The sequence below is a fragment of the Bosea sp. ANAM02 genome (assembly GCF_011764485.1).
Taxonomy (GTDB): domain Bacteria; phylum Pseudomonadota; class Alphaproteobacteria; order Rhizobiales; family Beijerinckiaceae; genus Allobosea.
In genome coordinates this window covers 2,632,110-2,658,575 of sequence record NZ_AP022848.1, presented here as the reverse complement: position 1 = coordinate 2,658,575, position 26,466 = coordinate 2,632,110, and the positions used below count along the sequence as shown (strand labels likewise).

Genomic DNA, 26,466 nt, shown 5'->3' with positions numbered 1-26,466 from the left:
CGCCCTGCAACGCCACCGGATTCAGGCCCGACGGTTGCCCGGAGACATCGCCGCGCCACGCCGGCTGCGATGAGCGGCGCGCCTGGTATACACCAAAATTCGGAGCCTCGTTCCGCTGCCCTGGCGCTTGACTTCGAGGCGAAAGCCTCACTAGCATCCCTTACTACAAGATACATTCTGTAATTATGGATTAATCTTGCAAAGAGGGGTATCGCCAATGAGCGACACGGATGAAGGCAAGAGGCTTCTGCTGAAGGGTGGACTGGTCGGCGGCCTCGCATTGGCCGCGGCGGCGAGCACGGCGCGGGAGGCCGCGGCGCAATCCGCGCCGAACAGCCTGCTGCGCACGGTGCTCGATCGCGGCAAGCTGATCGTCGGCACGGGCTCCACCAATGCGCCCTGGCACTTCGAGGACGAGAAGGGCCAACTCGTCGGCATGGACATCACCATGGGCCGGATCCTGGCCAAGGGCCTGTTCGACGACGCCAGCAAGGTCGAGTTCGTCCGGCAGGACGCGGCCCAGCGCATCCCCAACATCAATACCGGCAAGGTCGACATCGTCATCCAGTTCATGACCATGTCCCCGGCGCGCGCCCAGCTCATCGCGTTCTCGCGCCCCTATTATGTCGAGGGCATCGCCTTGCTGACCCGCCCGGACAGCGACAAGAAGAGCTTCGACGCGCTGCTCAAGGCCGGCTCCTCGGCCCGTGTCTCCATCCTGCAGAATGTCGATGCCGAGGCCTCGGTCAAGAAGGTTCTGCCGCAGGCGACGGTGATGCAGCTCGACAGCCAGGCCAACGTCATCCTGGCGCTGGATTCCAAGCGGGCGGACGCGGCCGCGGTCGATCTCTCCACCGTCTGGTGGCTCGCCAAGCGCCATCCCGACAAATATGCCGATGCCGGCAAGTCCTGGAACACGATGCTCTACGGCGCCGGCATGAAGCAGGGCGACCCGGACTGGGTGCGCTTCGTCAACACCACCTTCGACATCGCGATCTTCGGCCACCAGAACGAGCTCTACGACGCGGCGGTGAAGGAGTATTTCGGCGCCGAACCGCCGCAGCGCCAGCCCGGCCTGCCGCGCTTCTGATCGTCCCATGCTTCGTAGACGGAAGGGCGCGCCCGCGCCCTTCCTTCCCGGCGCTAGAGCCTATCTTGTTGTGCTGGAAACGCGGGTCATCCCGGACGCAGCGAAGCGGAGATCCGGGATCCATTCCGGAACGCTTTCGATCTAGGTTCAGGCATGGATCCCGGGTCAAGCCCGGGATGACCGCGTGTTTCCATCAGAACCTGAATTGATCCAGGCGGATCCTCGGGACCATGGCGAACTACCATTTCAACTTCGCGATCGTCTGGCGCTATGCCGGCAAGCTGTTCGAGGGGCTGCTGCTCAGCCTCGAACTGGCGGCGGTGAGCATCGCGATCGGCATGGCGATCGGCCTCGTGCTCGCGCTGATCAGTCTCGACGGCCCGAAATGGGCGCGCCCGCTGATCGCGGCCTATGTCGAATTCGTCCGCAACGTGCCGCTGCTGCTGCTGGTCTATCTCGTCTTCTACGGCATCCCCAGCGCCATCGACCTGCAATATGACGCCGTGACCTCCTTCGTCGCCACGCTCTCGATCTATTCCGGCGCCTATCTCGTCGAGGTCATGCGGGCGGGGCTGGAGGCCGTGCCGCGCGGGCTGGTCGAGGCCGGCAAGTCGATCGGGCTCACCCCGATGAAGGTGCTCTGGCATGTGCGCCTGCCGACCGCGATGCGCATCGCCCTGCCCTCGCTCTCCAACACCTATGTCTCGCTGTTCAAGGACACCTCGATCGCCTCCGCCATCGCCGTGCCGGAGCTCGCCTATGGCATGCGCTGGATCGAGACCCAGACCTTCCGCACGGTCGAGGTCTATCTGCTGGCGACGCCGATCTACCTGATCACCAGCTACGCCATCCTGCTGCTACTGCGCCTGGCCGAACGGCGCTACGCGATCGCGCGGTGACGGCATGGCGACGCTGATCCAGACCCTGCCCTTCCTCGTCGACGGCCTGCTGACGACCCTGCTGGTCTCGGCCTGCGTGATCGTGCTGTCGCTGATCGTCGGCCTGCCGCTCGGCTGCGTGCTCGCCTTCGGGCCGCTCTGGGCGCGTGCGCCGATCCGGCTCTATGCCGATTTCGTGCGCGGCGTGCCGATCCTCGTGCTGCTCTATTTCGTCTATTACGGCCTGCCGGCGATCAAGGTGAATCTGCCGAGCCTGCTCGCAGCGATCGTCGCGCTGACGGCGTTCAAATCGGCGCAGATCATCGAGATCACCCGCGGCTCGTTCCAGTCGATCCCGACCGGCCAGACGGAAGCCGCCAAGGCGATCGGGCTCACCCTGTTCGACCGCTTCACGCATGTGCTGGCGCCGCAGGCCGTGCGCCGTTTCCTCCCGCCCTTCGTCAACAGCGTCGTCGACACCGTGAAGGGATCCTCGCTGGTCTCGCTACTGGGGATCGTCGACCTGATGCTGTCGCTGCAGCAGGTGATCGGGCGCACCCATGTGGCGCTGCCGCTCTATCTCATCGGCGCGCTGATGTATTTCGCCATCAACTTCCCGCTCTCGGCGCTCAGCCGCCGGCTCGAGAAGCGCTTCGTCTGAAAGGAGGCATCCATGGCCGAGACGGATGCCCGTGCTTCCGCCGCGACGCCGGTGATCGCGATCGAGGGGCTGACCAAGTCCTTCGGCGCCAATCAGGTGCTGAAGGGTGTCGATCTCACCGTCGGCAAAGGCGAGGTCGTCGCGATCATCGGCCCCTCCGGCAGCGGCAAGACCACGCTGCTGCGCTGCATCAACTTCCTGGAGGAATATGACGGCGGCTCGGTCCGGATCGACGGCACCGAGGTCGGCTATCGCGACGGCGAGGGCGCCCGCAGGCGCCGCAACGATCGCGAACTCGCCGCGATCCGCGTCGATGCGGCGATGGTGTTCCAGCAGTTCAACCTGTTCCCGCATCTCACCGCCGCGCAGAACATCATGCTCGGCCTGATGAAGTCGCGGGGGCGCTCCAAAGCCGAGGCGCGCGCCATCGCCGAGAAATGGCTCGCCCGTGTCGGGCTTGCGGCCAAGGTCGATGCCATGCCCTCGCAGATGTCGGGCGGCCAGCAGCAGCGCGTCGGCATCGCCCGCGCCGTCGCGATGGAGCCGAAGGTGCTGCTGCTCGACGAGATCACCTCCGCGCTCGACCCCGAGCTCGTCGGCGAGGTGCTCGCGGTGGTGCAGGAACTCGCCGCCGAGGGCCGCACCATGATCCTCGTCACCCATGAGATGGCCTTCGCGCGGGACGTCGCCGACCGCGTCGTCTTCACCGACCAGGGCCGGATCGTCATCGACGCGCCGCCCGCAAAGGTCTTCGGAGAGCAGCCGCATGAGCGGCTGCGCTCCTTCCTGTCACGTTTCGCCGGGTTCCGTCCCGATTCGGCCTGAGGAACCCATGAACGCTGTCCTGTCCACCCTCCCCGACACCACGCCCTACCAGCGGCTGGCGAAGCTCGGCCTCGCGCTGCCGGAGCTGCCGCGGCCGATCGGGAATTTCGCCACCCATGTCCAGGAAGGCGGCCTGATCTACCTCTCCGGCCAGGGGCCGACGCATGAGGACGGCCGGCTCCATACCGGCAAGGTCGGCCGCGACGTCAGCGTCGCCGAGGCCTATGAGCATGCCCGGCTGACCGGGCTCAACCTGCTCGCCGTGCTGCATGAAGCGCTCGGCGATCTCGGCCGCGTCAGGCGTGTCGTCAAGCTGCTCGGCATGGTCAACGCCACCCCAGAATTCAGCGACCATCCCGCCGTCATCAACGGCTGCTCCGACCTTTTCGTCGCCGTGTTCGGCGAGGCCGGAAAGCACGCCCGTTCGGCCGTCGGCTTCGGCTCGCTGCCCCGCCAGATCACCGTCGAGATCGAGGCGATCGTCGCCGTTTCATGATCGGGGCCCAAGCCCCACTGCCCGTTTTCCAGGAGAACACCATGTCTGCTTCCGATATCCGCCCGTCGCTGGGCCTGCGCCCCGTCATCAACGTCTCGGGAACGATGACCTCGCTCGGCGCCTCGATCGTCGTGCCCGAGGCGATCGCGGCGATGACGGCGATCCTGCCGCAATTCGTCGAGATCGACGATCTCCAGCGCAAGGCCAGCGCCGTGATCGCGCGGCTCTGCGGCAGCGAGGCCGGCTTCGTCACCGCCTCCTGCTCGGCCGGGATCACGCTCGCGATCGCCGGCGCCATGACCGGCGACGATCTCTATGCCGTCGAGCAGTTGCCGGATGCCAGCAACCTTCAGGACGAGGTCGTGATCATGATGGGCCATATGGTCGGCTATGGGGCGCCCGTCGATCAGGCGATCCGGCTCGCCGGCGCAACGCCGGTCGTCGTCGGACAGGCCACCAGCGCCCGTGCCTACCAGCTCGCCGGCGCGATCACGGAGCGGACGGCTGCGGCGCTCTATGTCGTCTCGCATCACACGGTGCAGTATGGGCTCATGCCGCTCGACGAGTTCGCGGCGGTCTGTCACGAGCATGGCGTGCCGGTGATCGTCGACGCGGCCTCCGAATACGATCTGCGCGGCTTCCTCGAAGCCGGCGCCGACATCGTGCTGTATTCCTCCCACAAGTTCCTGGGCGGGCCGACCGGCGGCATCGTCGCCGGCCGCAAGGACCTCGTCCGCGCCGCCTTCATCCAGAATGGCGGCATCGGCCGCGGCATGAAGATCGGCAAGGAAAGCGTGCTCGGCACGATGGCCGCGCTGGAGGCCTGGGAGAAGCGCGACCATGCCGGCATCAGGGCCCGCGAGCAGCGCGCGCTCGATCTCTGGCTCGCCCGCTTCACCGAGCGGCCCGGCGTCACCGCCGTGATCGAGCCCGACCCGACCCATAACCCGCTCGACCGGATGAAGCTCTCGATCGATCCCGAGCAGGCGCATATCACCGCCTGGGACCTCGCCGATGCGCTGGCCCGCGGTGACCAGCCGGTGATCGTCCGGGATCACGAGGTCGAGCACGGCTATTTCTACCTCGACCCCTGCAACCTGCATCCGGGCCAGGAGGAGATCGTCGCCGAGCGCATCGTTTCCGAACTGGAGACGGCGCGGCGCAGCAACACGATCATTTCAAGCCCGCTGATCGAACGCCGCAACCGGCGCGCCGCCTCGCTGGCGAAATGGCCTGACTGATCGGCACCAACGTTGACGTTTACCGCCCAGTAATATTCTGTTATTGGGAACTCTAATACATAATAAGAGAATGTGAGGGACTATGAAACGCCTGCTCGGATGCCTGCTCGCCTGCAGCCTGCTCACCGCTCCGTCCCTGGCCACGGCTCAGGAGGCGGGCGGGATCGCCACGATCGCGACCGTCGGCGAGCCGCCGACCATGGACCCGATGGTCTCGACCGCCGACCTGGTCGGGACGATCACCCAGCATGTCTTCGAGACGCTCTACACCTTCGACAAGAGCTGGAAGGTGACGCCGCTGCTCGCGGACGCGCTGCCCACCATCAGCGCGGACGGCAAGCAGTATACGATCGCGCTCAGGGCGGGCGTGAAGTTCCATGACGGCTCGGACCTCACCGCCGAGGACGCCGTCGCCTCGCTGAAGCGCTGGATGAAGCTCGCCTCGCGCGGCAAGCAGGCGGCGGGCTTCATCGAGAGCGTCGAGGCCGCCGGGCCGAGCTCGCTCAAGATCACGCTGAAGCAGCCCTATGCGCCGCTGATGTCTCTGCTCGCCTTCAACAACTCCGCGGCGATCATCATCCCCGCGAAGAAGCAGGACGAGCCGATGAAGGACTTCATCGGGACCGGCCCCTACATGCTCAAGGAGCGCAAGCCCGACCAGTATATCCAGCTTGTCCGCTTCGCCGGCTACAAGCCGCGCGAGGGCGCCGGCGACGGCTATGGCGGGGCGCGGAAGCCTCTGCTCGACGAGGTCCGCTTCGTGCCGGTTCCGGATGCCAATACCCGCATCGAGGCGGCGGTCTCCGGCCAGTATTCCTATGTCGATTCGCTTCCGGTGGAATCCTTCGACCGGCTGAAGGGCGCAGCCTCGCAGCCCGTGGTCCTGAAGCCCTTCGGCTACCCCGTCTTCGTCTTCAATACCGCCGAGGGCGCGGCCAAGAACCTGGCCGTTCGCAAGGCGATCCGTACCGCGCTGAGCATGGAGGACATGCTGGCGGCGGCGTTCGGAACCAAGGAATTCTACGCGCTCGACGGCAATATCTATCCGCCCGGCTATGTCTGGAACACGGATGCCGGCGTCGCCGGCAACTACAACCTCGCCGATGCCGACAAGGCCAAGGCCGCGGCGAAGGCCGCCGGCTACAAGGGCGAGCCGATCCGCATCCTGACCAGCCGCCAGTACGAATTCCACTACAAGATGGCGCAGGTCGCGGCCGAATATCTCAAGCTCGCCGGCTTCACCGTCGATCTGCAGGTCGTCGACTGGGCGACGCTGACCCAGCGGCGCACCGACAAGGCGCTCTGGGAGATCTACATCACCCACAGCCCGTTCCTGCCGGAGCCGGCGCTGATCGGCTCGCTGTCGACCAGCTCGCCCGGCTGGTGGGACACCCCCGCCCGCAAGGCCGCCGTCGATGCCTTCACCTCGGAGGCGGATCCGGCCAAGCGCGCCGCGCTCTGGGCCAATGTGCAGAAGACGATTTATGACGAGGTGCCCTTCATCAAGATCGGCGACTTCAACGCCCTCTCGGCGAAATCCACCAAGCTCGACGGCGTCGTGCCGGCGCCCTGGCCCTATTTCTGGAACGTCACCCTCAAGAAATGATCCCCCTCGCCACCCGGCCGCCTGATCGCGGGCGGGTGGCGGGCAACGAGACGGTCAGGTCATGCTCGGCTACATCCTTCAACGCCTCTCCGGCATGATCGCGGTCATGCTGCTCGTCGTCACGATCGTCTTCGTGATCGTGCGCGTCACGCCGGGCGATCCCGCCGCGGTGATGCTCGGCCCCGAAGCGACCGCGCAGGACGTCGCCGACCTGCGCACGCGACTTGGCCTCGATCGCTCGATCCTCTCGCAATACGTGATCTATGTCGGGCAGTTGCTGCGCGGCGATCTCGGCCAGTCGATCTTCCTCAACATGCCGGTGACCGCGGCGCTGATGGATCGGGCGGAGCCGACCTTCTTCCTGACGCTGCTTTCGCTGGCGATCGCGAGCGTCATCGCCCTGCCGGTCGGCATCTATGCCGCCTACCGGCGCGGCTCCTTCGTCGACCAGGCTGCGACGACGCTAGCCATGCTCGGCGCCAGCATCCCCGGCTTCTGGCTCGGCCTCATCCTGATGCAGGTCTTCGCGGTGCGCCTGGGCCTGCTGCCGGTCTCCGGCTATGGCGGCCCCGATACCAGCCTGCTCGAACGCATCAGGCACCTGATCCTGCCGGCGGTGGCGCTCGGGCTCGTCTCCTCGGCGCTGATCATGCGCTTCACCCGCGCCTCGATGCTCGACGTGCTCGGCGACGACTATATCCGCACCGCCCGCGCCAAGGGCCTGGGCGAACAGAAGGTCGTTCTCAAGCATGCGCTGAAGAACGCGCTGATCCCGATCCTGACCGTGCTCGGCCTCACCGCCGCCGTGCTGATCTCCGGCGCGGTCGTGACCGAGACCGTGTTCGGCCTGCCCGGCGTCGGCAACCTCGTGGTCTCGGCCGTGCTCCGGCGCGACTATCCGGTGATCCAGGGTGCGCTGCTCGTGATCGCCGGCCTGTATGTCCTGATCAATTTCGCGATCGACATGCTCTACCTGCTGGTCGATCCAAGGGTGCGCTACTGATGACCGACCTCGCTCCCGACGCACCGGCGCCGAACCGCGGCCGGACCTTCCTGCGCGATCTGCTGAAGCGCCGCATGGTGGCGATCGGCCTCGCGATCCTGATCGTCTTCGTGCTGCTGGCGGCGCTGGCGCCGCTGCTCGCGCCCTATGCGCCGGGCAAGCTCTCGATCGTCAACCGGCTGAAGCCGCCCTCCGGCGTCTACTGGTTCGGCACGGACGAGTTCGGCCGCGACATCTTCTCGCGCATGCTCTATGCGGGCCGGCTGTCGCTCTCGGTCGGCGCCGCCGTGGTCGTGCTGTCCTCGCTGATCGGCGTGACGCTCGGCCTGATCGCCGGCTTCTTCAAGCGGCTGGATACGCCGATCGCGCGCCTGATCGACGCGATGATGGCCTTCCCCGACATTCTGCTGGCGATCGCGCTGGTCGCGGCGCTCGGCCCCTCGCTGATGACGGTCATCATCGCGCTCTCGATCGTCTATGCGCCGAGGCTCGCGCGCATCGTGCGGGCCGCGACGCTGGTGATCCGCGAATTGCCCTATGTCGAGGCGGCGCGCGCCTTCGGCAATTCGACCGCGCGGATCATGGTCCGGCATGTCCTGCCGAACATCGTCTCGCCGATCACGGTGCAGGCCACCTTCATCTTCGCCAGCGCCATGCTGGCCGAGGCCGGGCTCTCCTTCCTCGGGCTCGGCGTCAGCCCGGACATCCCGACTTGGGGCACGATGATCTCGTCCGGCCGGCAATATATCGGCCAGGCCGACTGGATGACCTATTTCCCCGGTCTCGCCATCGTGCTCGCCGTGCTCTCCCTGCAGATGGTGGGCGACGGCCTGCGCGACCTGCTCGATCCGCGCCTGCGGAAGGACCTCTGAACATGAAGACCGCCACGCGGCAGCCGCAGCTGATCGCCAATGTGAAGCCGGTCGCCTTCGGGCCGGCGATCCCGGCCACGGCCACCGACATTCTGGTCGGCGGCGACGGCAGGATCGCCGCGATCGGCGCAGGCCTGGCGGCGCCGGCCGATGCCGGGCGGATCGACGGCAAGGGCGCCTTCGTCTCGCCGGGCTGGATCGACCTTCACGTCCATGTCTGGCATGGCGGAACCGACATCTCGCTCCGGCCGAGCGATTGCGGGGCCGAGCGCGGCGTCACCACCATGGTCGACGCGGGCTCGGCCGGCGAAGCCAATTTCCACGGCTTCCGCGAATATGTCATCGAGCCGGCGCGCGAGCGGATCAAGGCCTTCCTCAATCTCGGCTCGATCGGGCTCGTCGCCTGCAACCGCGTGCCGGAACTGCGCGACATTGGGGATATCGACCTCGACCGCATCATCGAATGCTATGAGGAGAACAGCGAACATATTGTCGGCCTCAAGGTGCGGGCAAGCCATGTCATCACCGGCTCCTGGGGCGTGACGCCGGTCAAGCTCGGCAAGAAGATCGCGAAGATTCTCAAGCTGCCGATGATGGTCCATGTCGGCGAGCCGCCCGCCCTCTACGACGAGGTGCTGGAGATTCTCGGGCCGGGCGACGTCGTCACCCATTGCTTCAACGGCAAGGCCGGGTCGAGCATCCTGGAGGACGAGGACCTGTTCAAGCTGGCGGAGCGCTGCGCGAGCGAAGGCGTGCGGCTCGATATCGGCCATGGCGGCGCCTCCTTCTCCTTCAAGGTGGCGGAAGCCGCGATCCAGCGCGGGCTGATGCCGTTCTCGATCTCGACCGATCTGCACAACCGCTGCATGAACTTCCCGGTCTGGGACCTGGCGACGACGATGTCGAAGCTGCTGTCGGTCGGCATGCCCTTCGACGCGATCATCCAGGCCGTGACCCATGCGCCGGCCTCGGTGATCAAGCTCGACATGACCGACCGGCTGACCGTCGGCGAGCGCGCCGATTTCACGATCTTCGACCTGATCGACGGCGATCTCGAAGCGACCGATTCCAATGGCGACGTCTCGCGCCTGACCCGGCTGTTCGAGCCGCGCCACGCGGTGATCGGCGCGGAGGCGATCGCTTCCAGCCGCTATGTGCCGCGTCCGCGCCGGCTCGTCCGGCACAGCCACGGCCTGTCCTGGCGTTGACGAAACGCCCGGCAAGGGAGAGAGGTTGGCCCCGATGGAAACCGAAGCGGGGCGATGCCGTTTGAAACGGTACGCGGCAGGCATGAAAGCCCGGAAATGAGCAAAGCCACGACGATGCCAGTCAAGGGAAGCGAGGCGGAGGCCGCAACGCCGCGGCGCTCGCGCGTCAGCGGCATCGACCGCGCCGTGCAGATCCTCGACCATCTCCAGCAGGAGGGCCGGGCCCAGACCGCCTACGAGGTCGCCCGCGCGATCGGCGCACCGCTCTCGACGGTCTATGCCATCGTCGAGGACCTTCTCGACAAGAATCTGCTGGCGCGCTCCGGCGATGGCGGCGTCTGGCTCGGGCCGCGGCTCTACCATTACGGCCTCGCCTATGCGCGCGATCTCCAGGTCATCAATGTCGCGACGCACGAGATGCATGTGCTGGCGCGCGAGGTCGGCGAGACCGTGCAGATCTGCGGCCGCGACGGCGGCATGATGGTGGTCGAGGCGATGGCCGAAGGCCCCGGCCATTTCGTCATCACCTCCCGCGTCGGCACGCGCGTGCCCCTGAACTGGACGGCTTCCGGCCGATTGCTCGTCGCCGGGCTCGACGAGGCCGAGCGGACCGCCCTCTTCCGCAAGAGCGCCAAGGCCTCGCCGACCGGACGCGCCGTCACGGACACGGCGCTTCTGCTGGATCAATCACGCGAGGCCCTCGCCACGGGCGTGTGGATCCAGGCCGGTGAATCGGACTACGCGGTCGCCTGTATCGCAGCGCCCGTGCTGGACGAGGCCGGCGCCTGCCCGATCACCGTGTCGATCGTGCTGCCGGAGTTCCGCGTGACCGAGGAGCATGCGAATTTCGTCGAGGCGGTGAAGGACGCCGCCCGGCGCATCGAGGACAAGCTCGGCTGGCGTCCCGGCCATCTCACCGCGGGCCGCAAATATGGCTAGCTGCCGCGCGATGGAAACGCGGCGGCTCGGACGGCGCACAGTTTCCCTGGCGCGGGGAGCACCAGGGAAACCGCCGTCCCGACCGGCCTGAGGGCGATCATGCCGGTCGACGCGCCGGACATCAGGTCTCGCGGAAGGCGCGGGCCATGCTGTCCTTCAGCGGCTGCATCAGATACTCGAAGAACGTGCGCTCATGCGTCTGGATATAGACGTCGGCGGGCATTCCCGGCGTCGGCTGGAAGTCGGGGATGGCGGCCACGCCATTTGGATCGAGACGGGCGCGCACGACATAGAGATCGGGAACGCCGGGATAGGCGCGCTGCTTCTCGTCGGGCAGCGCATCGGCCGAGATGTAGATGACGCGCCCGCTGACCATGGGCGTGACGCGCTGGTTGAGCGCGGTCAGCCGCACGCTGGCGAGCTGGCTGTGCTTGATCTTGTCTATGTCCTGCGGGCGCACGCGCGCCTCGATGATGAGCTCGTCCTGCAGCGAGACGATCTCCATGATGTTCTTGCCGGCTTCGATCACGCCGCCGGAGGTATGATAGCGCAGCTTCACCACCGTGCCCTTGACCGGAGCCGTGATGCTGGATCGGTCGAGCACGCCCTTCACCGTGTGGATACGCTCCCGCACGTCGTTGAGCTCCGCGCTGACTTCCTGGAACTGGTCCGAGGCGAGCTTCTGCGCGTTCTTGCGGACGCCGTCGATCTGCTCGACGGAACGTGCGATGCGCTCGCGGGCGTCGCCGATGTCGCCGGTGATGCGCCCCGCCTCGCCGGCGAGATTGGCCGCCAGGCGCTGCAGCGAGAGCACTTCCGGCTTGCGGATATAACCGCGCTGCAGCAGCGCCTGCTTGCCCTCCAGTTCCTCCTTCAGCAACTGCGACTGCTTCTCGACGCCGGCGAGCTGCACCTTGCTGCCGGCGATCTTCTCTTCGAGCGCGTCGATGCTTTTCTGATGGGCCGCGATCTCGCTGGCCAGATTGTTGCGCCGCGCATGGAAAGCCAGGCGCTGTGACTCGAACAGGGCGGCGATGTCGGGGTCGTCCCGTTGTGCGACCAGATGCTGCGGCCGGGTGAAGTCGTTGAGGCCGACGATCTCCGCCTTGAGCCGCGCCTCGATCATCTCGAGGCGGTAGAGCTTGAGCTCATGGCGCCGCAACTCGGCGCGGGCCGAGGTATCGTCCAGTTTCACCAGCGGCTGGCCGGGTGAGACGACATCGCCCTCGCGCACGAGGATCTCGCGGATCACGCCGCCTTCCAGATGCTGGATCGTCTTGTTCTGGCCGGTGGTCACGAAAACGCCGGTGGCGATCACCGCGCCGGCGATCGGCGCCGTGTTGCCCCAGACCCCGAACCCCATCACGGTGATGCCCATGATGACCAGGCCGCCGATCGTCGCCGATCGCGTGCTGCGCGGCACATCGGCGTACCAGGGCTGCGACATGGGCTGAACGCTCATTTCCCCACTCCCCTCGCTAAGAGCCCCTAACAAAACCCGGAGGGGTCTCGACGCCGGCAATTCGTCCGCTCCGCCAGAAGCGGGGTGCAGCCGATACCGTTGGTATCGGCAAGCGCCGCGACGCCGCGGGCGGTCGAATTCCCGGCGCCGAAGGTGGGCTTTGGAGGGCCGCCTGCGGCGTCGGAGCGACTTGCCGATATCGATGGATATCGGCTGCGCGCTCCTTATGGCATTCGGCTCCTCCAAGGCCCATCGAGACCACTCCGGGTTTTGTTAGGGGCTCTTACTCACTGCGGCCGCGGCGCACCGCCGTCGATGCTGCGCTGACCGACGATCATCGGCAGGATCTCGTCGCGGGCGCCGATCGCCTGCACCGCGCCGTCCTTGATCATCATGATCTTGTCGACGCTGCGCAGCAGTGCCGGACGCTGCGTGACGGCGATCACGGTCATGCCGCGGTTCTTCGCGCGCTGGAAAGCGCGGGCGAGAGCAGCCTCGCCCAGCACGTCGAGATTGGAGTTCGGCTCGTCGAGCACGACCAGCCGGGGATTGCCGTAGAAGGCCCGCGCCAGGCCGAGTCGCTGCTTCTGCCCGCCCGAAAGCGGAGCACCGTCGATGCCGATCTGCGTCTCGTAGCCATGGGTGAACTGCGCGACCATCTCATGGATATCGGCGATCTCGGCCGCCTCGAAGACATCGGCGTCGCAGGCATCCTCCCGCATGCGGGCGATGTTGGCCTTGATCGAGGCCGGAAAGAGCTGCACGTCCTGCGGGAGATAGCCGACATTCTCGCCGAACTGGCGCGGGTCCCAGTTGCGCTGCTCCATCTTGTCGAGGCGCACGGTGCCGGCGGTCGGCGCGATCGAGCCGACGAGCATGCGGGCGAGGGTCGACTTCCCGCAGCCGGAGGCGCCGACGATGGCGAGCGAGTCGCCGGGCTCGAGACTGAAGCTGATGCCGTTCAGGATGACCTTCTTGTTCGGCGGCGGCACATAGAGGATGCGCTCGACGTCGAGACGCCCCTTCGGGCTCGGCAGCTTCAACCGGTCGAGATTGAGCGGCGACGCCTGCAACAGCGCCTTGACTCGCTGGAAGGCGGCTCGCGCATGGATGAAGCTGCGCCAGCCCTCGATCGTGCCCTCCATCGGAGCCAACGCACGACCGGCGACGACCGAAGAGGCAATGACCATGCCGCCGGTCAGCTGGCCTTCGAGCGAGAGCATGGCGCCCCAGCCGAGCATCGCGACCTGCGTGCCCAGGCGGAAGAATTTCGAGACGCCGGTCATGAGGATGTTTCGGTCCTGAGCGCTGACCTGCGCCTTGAGGGATTCCGCCGTCTCGCGGCCCCACATCAGCACGCCTTCGGGAATCATGCCCATGGCGTTGATCACCTGCGCGTTGCGTGACATCGCCTCCGATTGCAGGTTCGCGCGCGTCGTGAAGGCGCTGGAGCGCGCAAAGGGCACGGCGGTGAACTGCTGGTTGAAATAGGCGATGACGAAGAGAACGATCGCCGCAACCGTGACGATGTAACCCAGATGCGGGTGGATCAGGAAAACAGCCAGCAGATAGATCGGCGCCGTCGGCGCGTCGAGCATCGTCAGGATCACGGGGCCCGTCAGGAAGCTGCGGATCTGCTGGAGATCGGCCAGCGTCTGGAATTCGCGGTTGGAGCCGGTCTGCGCGGCCTTGGCCGCGGCGGCGAGCACCGGGCCGCCGAGCCGGCTTTCGACATCGACCGCCACGCGCATCAGGATGAAGCGGCGCACCATGTCGAGCAGCACATGCGCGCCGATCGCGACCATGACGATCAGCGACAGCATCATCAGGGTATCGAGGCTGCGGCTGGTCAGCACACGATCCGACATCTGGAAAAGATAGACCGGCACGGCGAGCACCAGCGTGTTCACCACGACGGAGAACACCGCCACGATCGCCAGATTGTGCCGGGCGCCCGCAAGGCCAGGGCCGAGAACCTGCTTGAAGTCGCGATCGCCGAGGCGCTGCTCAATCGGCGTGCCGCGCCCCGAGCCACCACCGCCGCCTCCCCCGCCGCCACCACGGCCCTTGCCGCCGCGATCACCGTCATGAGCGGTCTTGGGCGGCTCGGATTCCGGCCTCGGGCGCAGCGGAACCGGCTCGGGCGGTGACTGGCTGTCGCCGCGCGCATCGGCGCGGGTGGTGGTGGCGCCTGCCGAAGACGGGGGCGGATCGACTGGCGGCAGGGCGACGCGGCTGTTGCTGTTGGCCGTTGCCGCGGGCGCGACGCTCGCCAGCCCGACGGCCTGCGGCAGACCATGCAGGCGCAGTGGCGTGGAGCCGGCTGGAGCCGGTCTGACTGGCGGTGTTGCTTCGCTCTTCTCGCTCATGCCCCGTCCCCGTCTTTGTCTTGCCGCGTCTTTTTCTTGCGCTTCAAACCATGATGCTCGACGTCAGGTGATCCTGCTGGGGATCGACGGTCTGCACGGGCGGGCAATCCGGCTCCGGCTCCTGTGCGGCGTTCTGGGCGAAGGCGACGAGCTCCGGCACCAGCGTGGTCGTGTCATGGATCGTGACGGTGTCGCTGTCGGTGACGATGTTGGTCTGGATCAGCACGGCCTCTTCGTAAGCGTCGCCGCCGAGATAGTTGGAGGTCGAGAGGAGACCGGGATCGACGATGACCGCTTCGTTGAGCGCGCTGTTGCCGCCGGCCGCGACGCCCTGCTCGGTGCCTTCTTTGGCACTGGCCTGGATGCTCTGGTCGCCATCGATCAGGAAGTTCACCTGCGTGATGACGTTGACGTCGTAATAGTCGCCGGAAACGTAAAGGATATTCAGCGTGCCCGAGGCGCTGCCGTAGAGCTGCCAGTCGGCATCGGGAATGAGGATGGTCGCGCCATCCGCCAGCAGGTCCATCAGGTCGTGATGGGCACCGAGCATCGGCTTGAAGGCCGGCGCATCGTAGGTTTCGATGGTGGCCTTGTTGGTCAGGCTGTTGAGACCGGTCGTGACCGTCGTCTCGCTGCCGTCGCCGCCGGTGCTGAAGAGCTTGGCGGAATCGGGGTCGAGCATGATGTTGTACTGGTAGATCCAGTCCGCCCGGTGATAGTTTCCGCCGATGATGATGATGTCGTAACTGTCGACCCCGAAGACCTTGGCCAGGTTGATCTGCAGGTTCGAACCCGTCCCAAGGTTGAAATAGGTTCCGCCCTCTGCCTGCACCGTCCGGTCGTTGTCGTCGAGCCCGTTGAACTGGACGATCGACTTCACGTCGTAGAAGTCCCCGGACATCACGTCGACGACCCAGTGTGGTGTGCCCGTGGCGCCGCGCACAGAGATCGTCGATTCATGCGTGATGAACTCGGCGATGTTGTGGACCTCGTTGCCTGCGGTCTTCGCGAGCGGCGAAAGATCGCCGGCGACGGCGATGTCGACATGGTCGTTGTCGACCAGGATGTTCACCTGGACGATGCCGCGGCTGTAGAAATAGTCACCGCCGACCATCATCGAGCCGACGGCCTCGTTGGCGTCGACGATGACTGCGGCATTCACCTGTGCATTCAGGCCGGTTTCGGCGATCGTCGCGACGCCTCCCGTCGGAGCGGCGAGATCGAGCTTCGCCTCCACCGCGTGCTCGACCGGCGCATCGTCGGGCGTCTCCTGCGGCCGCCACGGCGCGATGTCGAGCGATGTCGGCGCGTAAGGGTCGGGAGCGTTGGCGACACCGTCGACGATGCGCCCTTCCGGCGCCGTGCCCGTCGCGCGGCCGTCAGGATAGGGGCTGCCGGTTTCGGCCCAGGCCGCGTCGCGGCCGGAAACCATCGCGACGACGCTCTCGGTCCCGAACTGGAGGGCCGTAGTCATATCGGGAATGCCATCCGGCACGACATCGTTCGCTTCGCCGATCAGCGCGGCGAAGCGATCGGCAAGCTGCCATTCCTCGGGAACCACGACGCTGCCATCGGCATAGCGGATATCGTCCGAGGTGATCAGATCGCGGTCGCTCGCGACATTGGCCTGGCGGATCTGAATCAGGTTCTCGACGCCGCCGTCCTTGTATTCGACCGAGATCACACGCGACGGCGCGCGCAGGCCGATGCCATGCTCTTCGACTTGAAACGGGACGGGCTTCAGCGGCGGCGGCAGGGACGGCAAGGCCCGGCCCGGAAGACCGAACCCGGCCGGCGACAAGGCCTGGCCCAGGCTCGACTGCGGATGGGCCGCCAGCGGCTGCGGGCTGGCAGTCGGAAGCGAGACCAGCTCGTCGAAAGCAAGGCCTCGAAGCGGCTCGCGCATAAAATCGGGCGCGTCGAGCGGGAGCGCCGGAGGCGGATCGCCATCATAGAAGACGGGCGCGCGCGCCACAGTGTCAGCGAGATGCAGATAGCCGATGAAATGCCAGATGGTCTCGGTAATGCCGCCAGCTTGCATGGCACGATCCTCCGCTGCGTCCGGCTCGCGCCGGGCGGGAGAAGTCCATACGCATGTCGCGCATGAGAAACGGAATGCCAGAGCGAAGACCGCGCGGGGGGAGCCCGCGCGGTCCGCTTGTCTGGCCAGGTCTTACAGGGAGTCGTACGCGTCCCCGGCGACCATCGTCACATCGACCGAGTTGAACTGGATGTTCGCACCCTGGACGATCGACTGGGTGAAGGCTTCCTGGTTGACGCTGGCGGAAGCCGTGGCCGCAGCAGCGCCACCGAAGTCGCCGTCATCGCCGCTGAGCGAGCCGATGCTGGCGGTCGCGTTGCCACCCGTCGCGCCGGCAGTCATCGTGAAGTCGCCGACCGAATTCGGATCGGAGCCGCAGGGATCCCAGCAGCACGCATCCGACAGGCCGCCCGCACTGTAGCTCACGCTCGGGCTGGACAGAACATCATTATCGGTCAGGTTGTTGACCTGGTCGAGATTGAACGCGTTGCCCGTCGAGACCGACTGATAGACGACGTCGGGCATGATGATCGAGTTGCTGATCTGGCTGATCGTCTCGATGTCGATCGTGTCAGGATCGATCGGGCCGGCGGGGGCCGGCGGCTCGCTGGCCGCATCGACATCGACCTTCACATTCACGTCGACACAGGTATTGACGTGATTGTCGATCTCGTTGCCGATCTCGTTGTAGTTGACGTTGCCATTGGCATTGAGATTGCCGTTGCCGTTCAGGTTGCCGTTACCGTTCAGGTTGCCATTGGCGTTCCAGACGTCGGTCTCGACGGCCTGCCCGGCGTACTGGCCGGCATATTGCGACTGGCCCTGGGACTGACCCTGACCCTGACCCTGGCCTTGACCCTGCAACTGGGCCTGGAGTTCGGCCTGACCCTGAAGCTGGCCCTGAGCCTGGTTGCCGTTGTTGTGCTGAGGCTGCTGCTGAGGATGACCCATGATACGCTCCTGTTGCTCAGGAGACATCGCTGCTTGCCGGTTCCGCGCCTCTCTTCTGCGCTGCGCGTACCGTCATGAACGACGTCGATTGAATGAAAACGCATTGATTTTCGGAGTCTGGCAGCGCCGATGCGGCGAGGCCCCCTCCACGCTCCGAGGCTGGCCCGGAGCGAAGCTGACTAAATCATTGGCCTTCCTCCCATTGCTCTCAGTGGAACATCTGTTCCGGCCGAGCCCTGGCATTATGTTCTTGTTCCAAAGCCAGCGAACGGAACGAATGTCGAAACTGTAGATATGTCGCGCTATCCTTGGTCAACTCTTCGCGTTGACAACAATAATCGCAACAATACTCCTTCGAGACCGGCAACGATCCCGCCATACTTCACTGCCCAAAGGCAGCCATTAAGGATTTTTAACCTGTTGCTACCTTGGGTGATCTTTTTGTTCCCAAGAGCGCAACCTGTTGCTATAAACAGCCACGACGCACCCGATGCGTCAACATGAAGAAAATTTACCCTGCGTTAACACTTTATTGACTTTTATCGACCCAGGGTTACCCCGCTGCTGAGCGCCGGAGACTGGCTATGCCGTGTACCGTCCGCCTGCATGACGAAAGAGCGGCCTTCCGCTCGCTGGAAACGCTGATCTGGCGTGATGGGCCGGTTTGTCCCCATTGCGGGGAAAGCTCCCGTCTCGGCCGGCTGAGCGGTTCAAGCAGTTCGGTCGGCACCTGGAAATGCTATGCCTGCCGCAAGCCCTTCACGGTGAGGCACGGCACGCTCTTGCAGAACAGTCATGTTCCGCTGCATGTCTGGCTGCAGGGGATCTATCTTCTCGTATCGAGCCGGCAGCGCCTGAGCTCCCAGAAACTCGGGCAGATCCTCGGCATTTCCTCCCGCGCGGCATGGACGCTCAAAGGCAAGGTCGCGGCAAGGCTCGACACGGCGGACGAGCCCGCCGAGACGCTGCAGGCGAAGACCTGGCCGCCGCTGGATCTGACAGCGCCGCAGGAGGAGACATCGCCGTCTCTGCCTGGGCAAGCGACGTGCCGGGCGCGCTACGAGCGCTTTCTGGAGGCTCTCGACAATCTGTCCTCACCTTGCAGCGATGTGGCGTTCTTCCATGCCCTGCACCATTTGCTGTCATCCACATCTTCCCCGCGCGCGGCGGGCGGCGCGAACGCCGAAGGCCAGCAGCTCGAGCTCAGCCTGTTCGAGGGGCCGAAGCGGCAGATGGGAGGCTGCGGCGGGCGCTGACGCAAGACTACGGCGCTCTCTCGCCCATCCGGTCACCAGCGCGCTCCAACGCTTCGCCAAGGCTCGAACCATGCGTCCATGCTCTTGCTTCGCCGAATTCCCGATACCCGTTTCGGTCGTGACCCCGTCAGGGCCTGTCCCGAGCACGCGCGAGCAGATGGCCGACATGCTCGTCCCAGAGCGAGACGAGCACCGGGTCCGCCGCCGCGCCGCCATCCGGGTCGCCGGCCTGGCCCGACATCGCCTCCAGGAATGCGGCAGCGCCGCCGACGCCGGCAGCGAAAGCCGGATCGTCACGGCTGCTCCACAGGCAGATTTCCTCGCCGATCAGCTCAGGGCCGATCCCGGTCACCCCATTCAGGACATCCGCCTGCACCGCCGCGAGCGCATGGCTGCGCATCGGCCCGCAGGCGCGTTGCGCGACCAGGGTGACAAGTGTCGCGAGGAAGCCGATGATCTGCGGATGAAGCCAGTCGCCCGCCTGCAGTCCGTCGCCGCCCGGCACTTCGCGCAGAAACGGATCGAGGGTGGCCTGAGCCAGCCTCCGTGCCCTGCGGATCTTGAGCAGCTCGAACATGGCGTCTCTGCCTGCTCCGAAACCTCGCCCTGAAGGGGGTGCCCATGCGCAGGCCCGCCAAGGGATCATCGGTCCTGCCGCCCCGCCCGGATTTCGACGCGCTGGGCCTCGTCTCCACGCGGCGCTCCTCTCCGCGCAGGCTAACCTTCATGACCCTGGCAGGCGACCTGAATCTTGCATGGTCGAACGACGAGAGCCTGTTCATCTACCTGCTGATGCTGCTGCTGCGCACGGACGAGCGGGCGGCCGCCATCGTCTTCGCCACGCTGAACACGACGCGCGCGCGGCTCGACCTGGTTCAGCGCCTCGCCAAGATCGCGCCGCTCGAAAAGGCGGTGCGCGGCGAGCTCAACGACATCGTCGAGCGCTTCTCGGCCGCGACGCGGCTGCGCAACGATCTCAGCCACGCGACCTTCGTTATCGATGCCGAGGGCGAGATCACCCATACACAGCACATGAAGGTCGAGGAGAGCCGCGGCAACCTGCGCTTCGGCCTGCGCAAACCCGTCGACGACGATCGGCTGGAGGAGATCGCCCGCATGATTCAGGACCTGCACGCGCTGAACCGGCGGATCTGGGACCTGATGCCAGTCCTGGAAGCGGCAATGACCAGCCCGGAGAAATAGGTCGCGGAATCCGTACGGCGGTCGGGACGTCATTCCAGCGGAACCGGAGAGGCCGGATATCCGACCTCCCCCGTTCAACCCTCACGTACTGGCGAGCGCCGCCTCGACGCTCGCGGCCATCGCGAGCAGCGCATGGTCGGCGCCGCGCCGGCCGATGAGCATCATCCCGACCGGCAAAGCGCCGGCCGGGACCGGCAATGGCAGCGACAACGACGGCGTGTCGAGCAGGTTGCCGACACGCGGATTGCGCAGCACAAGGCCATTGGCATGGTGGAAGCCGGCATCGTCCGCGACCGATGCGAGGAGCGGCGCCCGGATCGGGGTGGTCGGCAGGAGATAGACGGTATCGTCGGTCATCGCAGCTTCGAAGACCGCGACCGCCGCGGCGCGCCGGCGCTGCATGCGGACATAGTCGACGCCGAGGATGCCGGCCCCGAGTTCGATGCGGGCGCGCGTCTTGGGGTCGACCTCTTCGAGGCTGGTGACGCCGAGATCGCGCAGGGTCGCGCCAAGCTCGATCGACGGAAAACCGCCGATCCCGTCGAGCGCCGCCAGGGCATCGAGGCTCGCGTCGAGCGAGCCGTCCTCAACCGCGAGCCCGGCGCGGCGCAGCCGCTCCAGCCCGGCCTCGAAAGCCTCGGCGACCTCGCTCTCCATCGCATCGAACAGGCGCCCGCGCGCGACCACGAAGCGGGCCTGAGGCCGGGACGCCAGCGGTGCCGGCGCCTCTCCCGCCAGAACGGCGTCGGTCAGGGCGCAATCGGCGACGCTACGGGCGATCGGACCGACCGTATCGAGCGTGCTGGAGAGCGAGAAGGCGCCGGTCGTCGGAACACGGCCGGAGGTCGGCTTGAAGCCCACCGCGCCGGTGAGGGCCGCGGGGATGCGGATCGAGCCGCCGGTGTCGCTGCCGATCGCGATCTCCGCCATGCCGTCGACCACCGAGACGACGGCGCCCGAGGACGAGCCACCCGGCGCGCGGCTGCGATCATGCGGATTGCCGGCGACCGGATCATGCGAATTGGTGCCGAGCGCCGAGAAGGCGAATTCCGTCATCTGCGTCTTGCCGACGATGACGGCACCGGCGGCGCGCAGACGCTGGACGATCGGCGCATCGGCCTTCGCCGGCGGCTGGCGGCGCAGGACGGCCGCGCCGGCACGCGTGGTCTCGCCCGCGACGTCGAACAGGTCCTTGATCGAGACGATCCTCCCGTCCAGCGGCCCCAGCGGCTTGCCGGCCTTGATACGGTCGTCCGATGCATCGGCCTCGCGCCGCGCCGACGCTTCATAGAGCGCCGTGAAGACCCTCCCGCCTTCAAGCCCGGGGGCGCGGATCAGGGCAAGCGCCTGGTCGAGGCGCGCCGCGGCGGAGGGGCGGGAGCTTTCGGTCATCGGAACACCTTTCTCGAGCCACGACGCCGACGATCAAGAACCTGCGATCAGCACCGGGCGGAATCGGTGCGAGCGTATCTGCTGCAACCGCGCCGTAAATGGCTCTTGTTCACATTGCGTCGATCGGCAGCTAGAACTGATCCGCGAGATTCCACAGGCGGAACCTCGCGACTTTGGCGTGTCTTGCGGCAAGGCACGCAGCCGTGCCTCCCGCATTTCCGAAAGGCTGAACCATGTCCCAGTGGAGCGATTTCAAGCGCGACGCGATCCTCGTCGGCGGGCGCTGGCTGGACAAGGCGTCGGGCGGGACGATCGACGTCACCGATCCGGCGACCGGCAAGTCCATCGGCACGGTTCCCTCGGCCGGGGTCGAGGAGACGCGCGCCGCGATCGAGGCCGCGCATGCCGCCTTCCCGGGCTGGGCCGCCAAGACCGCGCAGGAGCGCGCCGTGCTGCTGCGCAGGCTCGCCGACGAAATCCTCGCCAACCAGGACGCGCTCGCCGAGCTCCTGACCCGCGAGCAGGGCAAGCCGCTGGCCGAGGCCAGGGGCGAGGTCGGCATGAGCGCGGCCTATGTGCTCTGGTTCGCCGAGGAGGCACGGCGCGTCTATGGCGACGTCATCCCCTCGCCCTGGGCCGACCGGCGCATCATCGTGACCAAGCAGCCGCTCGGCGTGGTCGGCGCGATCACGCCCTGGAACTTCCCCTCCTCGATGCTGGCCCGCAAGATCGGCCCGGCTTTGGCCGCCGGCTGCACCGTCGTCGCCAAGCCCGCCTCGCAGACGCCCTATTCGGCCCTTGCCTGGGGCATCCTCGCCGAGAAGGCGGGCATCCCGGCCGGCGTCGTCAATGTCGTGACCGGTGATGCTCGCACCGTCGGCGGCGAGCTCACCGGCAATCCCCTCGTGCGCAAGATCACCTTCACCGGCTCGACCCCGGTCGGCAAGGTGCTGCTCAAGCAGGCAGCCGAGACGGTCAAGAAGGTCTCGATGGAGCTCGGCGGCAACGCGCCCTTCATCGTCTTCGACGATGCCGATCTCGACCGCGCGGTCGAAGGCGCGATCGCGGCCAAGTTCCGCAATTCCGGCCAGACCTGCGTCTGCACCAACCGCTTCTATGCGCAGGCCGGCATCTACGACGCTTTCGTCGAAAAGCTCGCGGCCGCGACCCGCAAGCTCAAGCTCGGCTCGGGCCTGGAGGCCGGCGTGACGCAAGGCCCGCTGATCGACGAGAAGGCGCTCGCCAAGGTCGAGGAGATGGTGGCAGACGCCAGGGCCAAGGGCGGCACTGTCGCGACCGGCGGCAAGCGTTCCGAGCTGGGCCTCAGCTTCTACGAGCCGACCGTGATCGCGGGGGCGACCGGCGCCATGCAGTTCGCGCGCGAGGAGATCTTCGGCCCTGTCGCCCCGGTCTTCCGCTTCGAGACCGAGGAAGAGGCGCTGCGCCTCGCCAACGACACCGAATACGGGCTCGCCTGCTATTTCTACACGCGCGATCTCGGCCGCACCTTCCGGGTCTCGGAAGCGCTGCAATACGGCATCGTCGGCGTGAACGAGGGGCTGGTGACCACCGAGGTCGCACCCTTCGGCGGCGTCAAGGAATCCGGCCTTGGCTCCGAGGGCTCGAAATACGGCCTGCAGGATTATCTCGACGTGAAATACACCTGCATCGGCGGGATCGGGGCCACGGCCTAGCCGGTCCCGCCGCCATGACACGCGACATCGCAGCGCGGCGGCACAATGCCATCCTGGCGCAGCTCGACGAGACGGGCTCCGTCACGGTGGAGGAGCTGGCGCAGGCGCTCGACGTCTCGCGCGAGACGATCAGGCGCGATCTCAAGGCGCTGTCGGCCGGGAGCCTGCTCTCCATCGTCCATGGCGGCGCGATCCGCAACGAGCGCTCGGAAGCCTCCTTCGCCAGCCGCCGCACCGTGAACCGCACCGGTAAGGAGACGATCGCCGCTCTCGCGGTCTCGCTGATCGGCGACGGCATGACGGTCCTGCTCGATTCCGGCACGACGACCGAGGCGCTGGCCCGTGCCTTGGCCCGGTCCGACCGCAAGCGCCTGATCGTGCATACCACTTCTTTGGAGAATGCCCGGCTCGTCAGCCGGTTGGGTGGCGCCCGCGTCTTCCTGATCGGCGGCGAGTTCGATCGCAACGAGGACGCGACCACCGGCCCGCAGACGCTCAGGGCAATCGCGCGGCTCTCCGCCGATTTCGCCTTCGTCAGCGTCGGCGGCGTCGATCCGGACGGGCACCTCACCGATTATACCCGCGCCGGCGCCGCGACCCGGACCGCCCTGCTGAATGCGGCGGAGCAAGGCTTCCTCATGGCCGACAGCAGCAAGTTCGGGCTCGTCCTGCCCAGCCGCATCGGCGGCGACAAGCCTTGCGCCGGGCTTCTGGTCGATCAGGCTCCGCCCGCTGCGCTCGCGGCGAAACTGGCCGAACAAGGGGTTCGGATTCACATCGGATAATTTGCCCGATTTTGTGGTTTTTTGTTGTTTTACGATTTAGCCACGCTAAGCTGCCTTCCATCGCGGAGGCGCTCATGTCCATCCCCACCCAATCCCGTGTCGTCATCATCGGCGGCGGCATCATCGGCTGCTCGGTCGCCTATCACCTGACCAAGCTCGGCTGGCGCGACGTGCTGCTGCTGGAACAGGGGCGCCTCTCCTCCGGCACGACCTGGCATGCGGCCGGCCTCGTCGGACAGCTCCGCAGCCAGTCCAGCATGACGCGCCTGATCCGCTACTCGACAGAGCTCTACGCTTCGCTGGAGAACGAAACCGGCTTGGCGACGGGCTGGAAGCGCTGCGGCTCGGTCTCGGTCGCGCGCACCGAGGAGCGCATGACGCAGCTCCGCCGAACGATCTCGGCAGCGCGCGCGCAGGGCGTCGAAATCGAGGAGCTGAGCCCGCAGGAGGCCGGCGATAAATGGCCGGTGATGCGCGCGGACGATCTGGTCGGCGGCGTCTGGCTGCCCGGCGACGGCAAGGCCAACCCCTCCGACATCACGCAGGCGCTGGCGCGCGGCGCCCGCAGCGGCGGCGCGACGGTGCGCGAAGGCATCCGCGTCACCGGCATCGAGACGGATAAGGGCCGGGTCAAGGCGGTGCAGACCGATCAGGGCCGGGTCGAATGCGAGGTTCTGGTGATCTGCGCCGGGCAGTGGTCGCGCACCATCGGCCAGATGTGCGGCGTCTCGGTGCCGCTGCATTCGGCCGAGCATATGTATATCGTCACCGGCAAGATCGCCGGCGTCTCTCCCGACCTGCCGGTGATGCGCGATCCCGACGGCTATATCTATTTCAAGGAGGAGGTCGGCGGGCTCGTCATGGGCGGGTTCGAGCCGGACGCCAAGCCCTGGGGCATGGACGGCATCCCCTACCCGTTCGAGTTCCAGCTCCTGCCAGACGACTGGGACCAGTTCGGCATCCTGATGGAGAACGCGCTCCAGCGCGTGCCGGCGCTGGAAACCGCCGAGATCAAGACCTTCCTCAACGGCCCCGAGAGCTTCACACCGGACAACAACTTCCTGCTCGGCGAGGCGCCGGAGGTGGCCGGCGTCTATGTCGGCGCCGGCTTCAACTCGATGGGCATCGCATCCGCCGGCGGCGCCGGCCGGGCGCTGGCCGAATGGGTCGTCGCGGGCGAGGCGACGAGCGACCTCTGGCCGGTCGATATCCGCCGCTTCGCCGATTTCAACAACAACCCGGCCTGGCTGAAGGACCGCATCAAGGAAACGCTAGGGCTGCATTACGCCATGCCCTGGCCGAACCGCGAGCTCGATACCGCCCGGCCCTTCCGGCGCTCGCCGCTTTATGACCGGCTGGCGGCCAAGGGCGCCGTCTTCGGCTCGAAGATGGGCTGGGAACGCGCGAACTATTTCGCCCGGACCGAAGACGAGCGCACGATCGGCTATTCCTTCGGCCCGCAGAACTGGTTCGAAACGGTAGCAGTCGAGCATCGCGCCTGCCGCGAGGCGGCCGGGCTCGTCGACATGTCGAGCTTCGCCAAGTTCCTGCTGCAGGGCCCGCAGGCCGAAGCCGCCCTGCAGCGCCTCGCCGCCAACGACGTCGCCGTGCCCGTCGGCACCTCCGTCTACACCGCGCTGCTCAATGCGCGCGGCACCTTCGAAAGCGATCTCACTGCCGCCCGGATCGCGCCCGATACCTATCTCCTGCTCACCGGCACGGCACAGGCGACGCGCGATGCGCACTGGATCAGACGCCAGTTGCCCGAAGGCGTGATGCTAACGGACGTAACCGCTTCCTATGCGGTGCTCTCGCTCGCCGGGCCGAAGGTCCCCGAGATTCTGGCCCGCCTCTCGCCGACCTCCTTCGACTTCGCCGATTTCCCGACCAATGCGATCCGCAAGGTCACGATCGGCTATGCCACGACCTGGGCCTGCCGCCGCTCCTATCTCGGCGACGGCTTCGAGCTCTATGCGCCCGTCGAGTTCACCGCGGCGATCTATGACGCGCTGCACGAGGCCGGGGCCGATCTCGGGCTGGTGGATGCCGGCTACTACGCCGTCGACTCGCTGCGCATCGAGAAGGGTTTTCGCGCCTGGGGCCGCGAACTGACGCCGGACGTCAATCCTTACGAGGCCGGGCTCGGCTTCGCGGTGAAGCTCGGCAAGGGCGAGTTCCTCGGCCGCGAGGCGCTGGTCGCCGCCAAAGCGGCGCCGCGCACCAAACGCCTGATCGCTCTTGTCGGGCCGCGCCCGAACGGGCAAATGGCCTGGGGCGGCGAAGCGATCCTGGCGGATGGCAAGCCGGTCGGCGAAATCACCTCGGCGGCCTTCGGTGCGAGCCTCGACGGCATCGTGGCGCTGGGCTGGGCTTCGGGCGACCAGCCGATCGATCAGGCCTGGCTCGATGCCAGGAGCTGGTCTATCGACCTCGCCGGCACCACAGTTCCGGTCAGCGCGAGCCTCGCGGCGCCGCTCGACCGCAAGGCATGAGC

Annotated in this window: 22 protein-coding genes and 1 pseudogene; 17 read left to right on the top strand and 6 right to left on the bottom strand. The window is 66.7% G+C overall.

Annotated elements, in window-relative coordinates:
* Positions 1–217 precede the first annotated feature (217 nt).
* From OCUBac02_RS12865 to OCUBac02_RS12815, 11 genes are all read left to right on the top strand, one after another.
* A complete protein-coding gene (locus tag OCUBac02_RS12865) occupies positions 218–1,090 on the top strand; it encodes a transporter substrate-binding domain-containing protein (RefSeq protein ID WP_173046088.1) in 873 nt (290 codons plus the stop codon).
* A gap of 230 nt (positions 1,091–1,320) precedes the next feature.
* Complete coding sequence (locus OCUBac02_RS12860; protein ID WP_047578998.1) at positions 1,321–1,989, top strand: amino acid ABC transporter permease; 669 nt, start codon at positions 1,321–1,323, stop codon at positions 1,987–1,989.
* Positions 1,990–1,993: 4 nt separating this feature from the next.
* On the top strand, positions 1,994–2,629 hold the full coding sequence (locus OCUBac02_RS12855) for an amino acid ABC transporter permease (protein WP_047579000.1): 636 nt from the start codon (positions 1,994–1,996) through the stop codon (positions 2,627–2,629).
* 12 nt (positions 2,630–2,641) lie between these two features.
* Positions 2,642–3,454, top strand: coding sequence for an amino acid ABC transporter ATP-binding protein (locus tag OCUBac02_RS12850; RefSeq protein ID WP_173046086.1), 813 nt, complete (start codon positions 2,642–2,644; stop codon positions 3,452–3,454).
* A 7-nt stretch (positions 3,455–3,461) separates the two neighbouring features.
* Positions 3,462–3,950, top strand: coding sequence for a RidA family protein (locus OCUBac02_RS12845; protein WP_173046084.1), 489 nt, complete (start codon positions 3,462–3,464; stop codon positions 3,948–3,950).
* Positions 3,951–3,991: 41 nt separating this feature from the next.
* Positions 3,992–5,191, top strand: a complete 1,200-nt coding sequence (locus OCUBac02_RS12840) for an aminotransferase class V-fold PLP-dependent enzyme (protein ID WP_047579009.1) — start codon at positions 3,992–3,994, stop codon at positions 5,189–5,191.
* An 82-nt stretch (positions 5,192–5,273) separates the two neighbouring features.
* The gene (locus OCUBac02_RS12835; protein WP_173046082.1) at positions 5,274–6,797 is read left to right on the top strand and encodes an ABC transporter substrate-binding protein; all 1,524 of its coding nucleotides are present in this window, start codon (positions 5,274–5,276) and stop codon (positions 6,795–6,797) included.
* 61 nt (positions 6,798–6,858) lie between these two features.
* On the top strand, positions 6,859–7,800 hold the full coding sequence (locus OCUBac02_RS12830; protein ID WP_173046080.1) for an ABC transporter permease: 942 nt from the start codon (positions 6,859–6,861) through the stop codon (positions 7,798–7,800).
* Positions 7,800–8,672 carry an ABC transporter permease gene (locus tag OCUBac02_RS12825; RefSeq protein ID WP_173046078.1) on the top strand — a complete coding sequence of 291 codons (873 nt, stop codon included), beginning with the start codon at positions 7,800–7,802 and terminating at the stop codon, positions 8,670–8,672. Before OCUBac02_RS12830 ends, OCUBac02_RS12825 begins: the two co-directional genes overlap by 1 nt.
* 2 nt (positions 8,673–8,674) lie before the next feature.
* On the top strand, positions 8,675–9,880 hold the full coding sequence (locus OCUBac02_RS12820; protein ID WP_173046076.1) for an amidohydrolase/deacetylase family metallohydrolase: 1,206 nt from the start codon (positions 8,675–8,677) through the stop codon (positions 9,878–9,880).
* A gap of 96 nt (positions 9,881–9,976) precedes the next feature.
* A complete protein-coding gene (locus OCUBac02_RS12815; protein WP_173046074.1) occupies positions 9,977–10,819 on the top strand; it encodes an IclR family transcriptional regulator in 843 nt (280 codons plus the stop codon).
* A 121-nt stretch (positions 10,820–10,940) separates the two neighbouring features.
* Here OCUBac02_RS12815 and OCUBac02_RS12810 read toward each other — a convergent pair whose 3' ends face one another.
* The 4 genes from OCUBac02_RS12810 to OCUBac02_RS12795 all read right to left on the bottom strand — a co-directional run bounded on the left by OCUBac02_RS12810 (position 10,941) and on the right by OCUBac02_RS12795 (position 17,642).
* Positions 10,941–12,281: an HlyD family type I secretion periplasmic adaptor subunit gene (locus tag OCUBac02_RS12810; protein WP_173046072.1), complete on the bottom strand. Its 1,341-nt coding sequence runs from the start codon at positions 12,279–12,281 to the stop codon at positions 10,941–10,943.
* A gap of 287 nt (positions 12,282–12,568) precedes the next feature.
* Positions 12,569–14,650 (bottom strand): type I secretion system permease/ATPase, encoded by a 2,082-nt coding sequence (locus OCUBac02_RS12805; RefSeq protein ID WP_173046070.1) that lies wholly within the window; start codon positions 14,648–14,650, stop codon positions 12,569–12,571.
* Between the two features lie 43 nt (positions 14,651–14,693).
* Positions 14,694–16,691: a hypothetical protein gene (locus OCUBac02_RS12800; protein WP_173046068.1), complete on the bottom strand. Its 1,998-nt coding sequence runs from the start codon at positions 16,689–16,691 to the stop codon at positions 14,694–14,696.
* 132 nt (positions 16,692–16,823) lie between these two features.
* Positions 16,824–17,642, bottom strand: a complete 819-nt coding sequence (locus OCUBac02_RS12795) for a hypothetical protein (RefSeq protein WP_173046066.1) — start codon at positions 17,640–17,642, stop codon at positions 16,824–16,826.
* 584 nt (positions 17,643–18,226) lie between these two features.
* Between OCUBac02_RS12795 and OCUBac02_RS27625 the strand changes: the two are divergent.
* Together OCUBac02_RS27625 and OCUBac02_RS12790 are read left to right on the top strand one after the other, a co-directional pair.
* Positions 18,227–18,385: pseudogene (locus OCUBac02_RS27625) on the top strand (transposase); the annotation flags it as partial.
* Positions 18,386–18,424: 39 nt separating this feature from the next.
* Complete coding sequence (locus OCUBac02_RS12790) at positions 18,425–18,898, top strand: hypothetical protein (RefSeq protein ID WP_244638911.1); 474 nt, start codon at positions 18,425–18,427, stop codon at positions 18,896–18,898.
* 127 nt (positions 18,899–19,025) lie between these two features.
* On the opposite strand, the gene OCUBac02_RS12785 is transcribed toward OCUBac02_RS12790, so the two are convergent.
* Positions 19,026–19,475, bottom strand: coding sequence for a hypothetical protein (locus tag OCUBac02_RS12785; protein WP_173046062.1), 450 nt, complete (start codon positions 19,473–19,475; stop codon positions 19,026–19,028).
* 44 nt (positions 19,476–19,519) lie between these two features.
* Between OCUBac02_RS12785 and OCUBac02_RS12780 the strand changes: the two genes are divergently transcribed.
* Entirely contained in the window at positions 19,520–20,101 is a 582-nt protein-coding gene (locus tag OCUBac02_RS12780) for a hypothetical protein (protein ID WP_047581025.1), read from the top strand.
* 81 nt (positions 20,102–20,182) lie between these two features.
* On the opposite strand, the gene OCUBac02_RS12775 is transcribed toward OCUBac02_RS12780, so the two are convergent.
* Positions 20,183–21,493, bottom strand: coding sequence for an amidase family protein (locus OCUBac02_RS12775; protein ID WP_173046060.1), 1,311 nt, complete (start codon positions 21,491–21,493; stop codon positions 20,183–20,185).
* Between the two features lie 233 nt (positions 21,494–21,726).
* On the opposite strand from OCUBac02_RS12775, the gene OCUBac02_RS12770 reads away from it, so the two are divergent.
* From OCUBac02_RS12770 to OCUBac02_RS12760, 3 genes are all read left to right on the top strand, one after another.
* A complete protein-coding gene (locus OCUBac02_RS12770; RefSeq protein WP_173046059.1) occupies positions 21,727–23,187 on the top strand; it encodes an NAD-dependent succinate-semialdehyde dehydrogenase in 1,461 nt (486 codons plus the stop codon).
* Positions 23,188–23,201: 14 nt separating this feature from the next.
* Entirely contained in the window at positions 23,202–23,972 is a 771-nt protein-coding gene (locus OCUBac02_RS12765; protein ID WP_173046057.1) for a DeoR/GlpR family DNA-binding transcription regulator, read from the top strand.
* A 74-nt stretch (positions 23,973–24,046) separates the two neighbouring features.
* Positions 24,047–26,464: a GcvT family protein gene (locus tag OCUBac02_RS12760; RefSeq protein WP_173046055.1), complete on the top strand. Its 2,418-nt coding sequence runs from the start codon at positions 24,047–24,049 to the stop codon at positions 26,462–26,464.
* The last annotated feature ends 2 nt before the right edge of the window (positions 26,465–26,466 follow it).

What these genes read in the sequence shown, in the direction of transcription:
- OCUBac02_RS12830 (WP_173046080.1), top strand. Translation starts at nt 6,859, where the DNA reads ATGCTCGGCTACATCCTTCAACGCCTCTCCGGCATGATCGCGGTCATG.
- OCUBac02_RS12795 (WP_173046066.1), bottom strand. Translation starts at nt 17,642, where the DNA reads ATGGGTCATCCTCAGCAGCAGCCTCAGCACAACAACGGCAACCAGGCT.
- OCUBac02_RS12805 (WP_173046070.1), bottom strand. Translation starts at nt 14,650, where the DNA reads ATGAGCGAGAAGAGCGAAGCAACACCGCCAGTCAGACCGGCTCCAGCC.
- OCUBac02_RS12775 (WP_173046060.1), bottom strand. Translation starts at nt 21,493, where the DNA reads ATGACCGAAAGCTCCCGCCCCTCCGCCGCGGCGCGCCTCGACCAGGCG.
- OCUBac02_RS12845 (WP_173046084.1), top strand. Translation starts at nt 3,462, where the DNA reads ATGAACGCTGTCCTGTCCACCCTCCCCGACACCACGCCCTACCAGCGG.
- OCUBac02_RS12800 (WP_173046068.1), bottom strand. Translation starts at nt 16,691, where the DNA reads ATGCAAGCTGGCGGCATTACCGAGACCATCTGGCATTTCATCGGCTAT.
- OCUBac02_RS12840 (WP_047579009.1), top strand. Translation starts at nt 3,992, where the DNA reads ATGTCTGCTTCCGATATCCGCCCGTCGCTGGGCCTGCGCCCCGTCATC.
- OCUBac02_RS12815 (WP_173046074.1), top strand. Translation starts at nt 9,977, where the DNA reads ATGAGCAAAGCCACGACGATGCCAGTCAAGGGAAGCGAGGCGGAGGCC.
- OCUBac02_RS12865 (WP_173046088.1), top strand. Translation starts at nt 218, where the DNA reads ATGAGCGACACGGATGAAGGCAAGAGGCTTCTGCTGAAGGGTGGACTG.
- OCUBac02_RS12825 (WP_173046078.1), top strand. Translation starts at nt 7,800, where the DNA reads ATGACCGACCTCGCTCCCGACGCACCGGCGCCGAACCGCGGCCGGACC.
- OCUBac02_RS12860 (WP_047578998.1), top strand. Translation starts at nt 1,321, where the DNA reads ATGGCGAACTACCATTTCAACTTCGCGATCGTCTGGCGCTATGCCGGC.
- OCUBac02_RS12770 (WP_173046059.1), top strand. Translation starts at nt 21,727, where the DNA reads ATGTCCCAGTGGAGCGATTTCAAGCGCGACGCGATCCTCGTCGGCGGG.
- OCUBac02_RS12820 (WP_173046076.1), top strand. Translation starts at nt 8,675, where the DNA reads ATGAAGACCGCCACGCGGCAGCCGCAGCTGATCGCCAATGTGAAGCCG.
- OCUBac02_RS12850 (WP_173046086.1), top strand. Translation starts at nt 2,642, where the DNA reads ATGGCCGAGACGGATGCCCGTGCTTCCGCCGCGACGCCGGTGATCGCG.
- OCUBac02_RS12810 (WP_173046072.1), bottom strand. Translation starts at nt 12,281, where the DNA reads ATGAGCGTTCAGCCCATGTCGCAGCCCTGGTACGCCGATGTGCCGCGC.
- OCUBac02_RS12785 (WP_173046062.1), bottom strand. Translation starts at nt 19,475, where the DNA reads ATGTTCGAGCTGCTCAAGATCCGCAGGGCACGGAGGCTGGCTCAGGCC.
- OCUBac02_RS12855 (WP_047579000.1), top strand. Translation starts at nt 1,994, where the DNA reads ATGGCGACGCTGATCCAGACCCTGCCCTTCCTCGTCGACGGCCTGCTG.
- OCUBac02_RS12780 (WP_047581025.1), top strand. Translation starts at nt 19,520, where the DNA reads ATGCGCAGGCCCGCCAAGGGATCATCGGTCCTGCCGCCCCGCCCGGAT.
- OCUBac02_RS12760 (WP_173046055.1), top strand. Translation starts at nt 24,047, where the DNA reads ATGTCCATCCCCACCCAATCCCGTGTCGTCATCATCGGCGGCGGCATC.
- OCUBac02_RS12835 (WP_173046082.1), top strand. Translation starts at nt 5,274, where the DNA reads ATGAAACGCCTGCTCGGATGCCTGCTCGCCTGCAGCCTGCTCACCGCT.
- OCUBac02_RS12765 (WP_173046057.1), top strand. Translation starts at nt 23,202, where the DNA reads ATGACACGCGACATCGCAGCGCGGCGGCACAATGCCATCCTGGCGCAG.